4 protein-coding genes and 1 pseudogene are annotated in these 2,690 nt (G+C 74.9%); 2 read left to right on the top strand and 3 right to left on the bottom strand.

Going from position 1 to position 2,690, the window contains the following annotated elements:
- A pseudogene (locus AC0CYZ_RS14045) lies at positions 1 to 92 on the top strand (ArsR/SmtB family transcription factor); the annotation flags it as partial.
- Positions 89 to 514 carry a Fur family transcriptional regulator gene (locus tag AC0CYZ_RS14040; protein ID WP_472216308.1) on the top strand — a complete coding sequence of 142 codons (426 nt, stop codon included), beginning with the start codon at positions 89 to 91 and terminating at the stop codon, positions 512 to 514. The pseudogene AC0CYZ_RS14045 and the gene AC0CYZ_RS14040, both read left to right, overlap by 4 nt.
- A gap of 3 nt (positions 515 to 517) precedes the next feature.
- Here the strand turns inward: AC0CYZ_RS14040 and AC0CYZ_RS14035 are convergent, their stop codons facing one another.
- From AC0CYZ_RS14035 to recO, 3 genes are all read right to left on the bottom strand, one after another.
- Positions 518 to 928, bottom strand: coding sequence for a hypothetical protein (locus AC0CYZ_RS14035; protein ID WP_472216306.1), 411 nt, complete (start codon positions 926 to 928; stop codon positions 518 to 520).
- A complete protein-coding gene (locus AC0CYZ_RS14030) occupies positions 918 to 1,760 on the bottom strand; it encodes an isoprenyl transferase (RefSeq protein ID WP_472216310.1) in 843 nt (280 codons plus the stop codon). The genes AC0CYZ_RS14035 and AC0CYZ_RS14030 overlap by 11 nt, the downstream gene beginning before the upstream one ends.
- 89 nt (positions 1,761 to 1,849) lie before the next feature.
- Positions 1,850 to 2,690 (bottom strand): DNA repair protein RecO (gene recO / locus AC0CYZ_RS14025; protein ID WP_472216304.1); only part of this gene is annotated, 841 nt, incomplete at its 5' end.

Below are 2,690 nucleotides of genomic sequence, written 5' to 3'. Positions count from 1 at the left end.
GGCGGGGCCGGGAGGTCGTCTACCGGCTCGTGGACGACCACCTCGCGCACATCGTCGTCGACGCCGTGGAGCACGCCGAGGAGGACGCGTGAGCACGACCGACGGCTCGTCGCGCCCCACCGTGGTGCCCGGCCAGCGCGCCACCCGTCAGCGCGCCGCGATCGGCGACCTGCTCGACCGGCTCGACGACTTCCGCTCCGCCCAGGACATCCACGAGGAACTGCGCCGCCGCGGCGAGGGCATCGGCCTGACGACGGTGTACCGCACGCTGCAGGCGCTGGCCGAGGCCGGCGAGATCGACGTGCTGCGCACCGCCGCGGGCGAGGCCTCCTACCGGCGCTGCTCGGACACCCACCACCACCACCTGGTGTGCCGCCGCTGCGGGCGGACCGTCGAGGTCGAGGGGCCCGCCGTCGAGCACTGGGCGGAGAAGGTCGCCGCCGAGCACGGGTTCGCCGAGATCGACCACACCGTGGAGATCATCGGCCTGTGCGGCGCCTGCCGGGCGAGGTGAGCGTCAGGCCGCCGCGACGAGGTCGTTGCGCACCTGCGAGGCGGTGGACACGACGAGCATGAGCAGCGTGCCCAGCGGGTCCGCGGCCAGGCCCTCCGCCGGGAAGGCGTAGCGCAGGGTCACGTCCCAGCCGACGTCGGTGCCGATCGCGCCCAGGGTCCCGAAGAGTCCCTGGCCGGCACGCTCGGCGACCCGGCGCGGGACCTCGTCGCCCTCCAGGTCCCACGCGACGACGCAGGTCAGCGACAGCACCGCCAGCCCCTCGACGAGCTCGATCCCCTGCACCGCGCACGGGACGTCGCCGTGGCGGAACGACAGCGCCCCGTCGTCGTCGACCCGCACCTCGACGAACTTCTCGAGGGCCTCCCGCGCGGTGATCAGCAGCGTCGCGGTCGTCGCGGCCTCACGGCTCACTGGGGGTCTCCTCGGGGTCGGTCACGTCGGTCGACTCGGTCGACTTGGTCGCGGTGGTCGCGTCGGTCGCGGTGGGCGCGTCGGCGGCGCCGCCGTAGCGGCGGTCCCGCGAGGCGTAGATCTCGCAGGCCTGCCAGAGGTGGCGGCGGTCGAAGTCGGGGAAGAGCGTGTCGAGGAAGACCATCTCCGCGTACGCCGACTGCCAGAGCAGGAAGTTCGACGTCCGCTGCTCCCCCGACGAGCGCACGAACAGGTCGACGTCGGGCATGTCCGGCTCGTCGAGGTGACGCGCGATGGCCCGCTCGTCGATGCGGTCGGGGTCGATCTCGCCGCGGGCGGCGCGTCGCGCGAGTTCCCGGGTCGCCTGCACGATCTCCGCGCGGCCGCCGTAGTTGACGCACATCGTCAGGGTCACGACGTCGTTGTCGCGCGTGAGCTCCTCGGCCTTCTCGAGCTCGGAGATGACGCTGCGCCACAGCCGCGGGCGCTGCCCCGACCAGCGCACCCGCACCCCCATGGCGTGCATCTCGTCGCGCCGGCGGCGGATGACGTCGCGGTTGAACCCGAGCAGGAAGCGGACCTCCTCCGGGCTGCGCCGCCAGTTCTCGGTGGAGAACGCGTACGCGGAGATCCAGTTGACGCCGAGGTCGATGCAGCCACGGACGACGTCGAGCAGCTGCGCCTCGCCGTGGCGGTGGCCCTCGATGCGGGGCAGCCCGCGCTGGTTGGCCCACCGGCCGTTGCCGTCCATGACGAGCGCGACGTGGTTCGGGACGAGGTCGGCCGGGATCGGCGGCGGCGTGGCGCCCGACGGGTGCGGGGTGGGCGGCATGATCGTCGGGTCGCCGCGGCCGCGGAGGGGCCGGCCGGAGCGGCCCGAGCGCGGCGCGCTGGTCCGGTCGGAGCGCTGCCGGAGGGGGCTCACGGGGCGATCCCGGCGGCGTCGTCGGCGGACTCGGGCACTGACCGAGGGGCCCCATCGGTCGGCTCTAGCGAGCGAGGGGACCCTTCGGTCGGATCGGGGTCCGGCGCGCCGTTCCGGTGAGGGGCGCCCTCGAGCGGCTCTACCGAGCGATGGTGCCCTTCGCTCACGTCGGGGAGGCCGTCCTCGAGATCCACCCGCGGAACCCCCCGCCGGTCGACCAGCGGCAGCGAGCGCAGCCGGCGCTCCAGGTGCCACTGCAGGTGGGCGGCGACGAGGCCGGCGGCGTCGCGGCGGGCGTCGGGCGGGCTCTGCTCGGCGGCCTCCCAGTCGCCGTCACGGAGCGCCTCGAGCAGCCGCCAGGTCCACCACGAGGGCACGACCGCGCCGCCGGGCCGGCACCGTTCGCACACCGCGCCGCCCGCCGTCACCGCGAACCGCTGGTGGAAGCCGTGCGTGCCCTCGGGGGCGTCCAGCGGCGTCGCCGGTTCGGTGCCGCAGCGGGCGCACTCGGTGATCGCCGGCGCGTACCCGGCGATGACCATGGCGCGCAGCAGGTAGGCGTCGAGCACCAGGTGCGGGTCGCGCTGCCCGCCCGCGAGGCCCCGCAGCGCCCCGACGAGCAGCAGGAACAGCTCCCGCGCCGGCTCGCCCTCCTCGGGCGTGAGCCGGTCGGCGGTCTCGAGCAGCGCGCAGCCGGCGGTGTAGCGCGGGTAGTCGACGACGAGGCCGCCGCCGAACGCGTCGATCGTCTGGACCTGCGTGATGATGTCGAGGCTCCGGCCGGTGTGCAGCTGCAGGTCGACGTGCCCGAACGGCTCCAGGCGCGCCCCGAACCGC

The sequence above is a fragment of the Actinomycetospora sp. genome (genome assembly GCF_055612215.1).
The sequence above is the reverse complement of the archived record's forward strand: the minus strand, read 5'-3'. Positions and strand labels throughout refer to the sequence as shown.

Bases quoted from the DNA above. Each gene is read 5' to 3' on its own strand.
- AC0CYZ_RS14030 (WP_472216310.1), bottom strand. From the start codon at position 1,760: ATGCCGCCCACCCCGCACCCGTCGGGCGCCACGCCGCCGCCGATCCCG.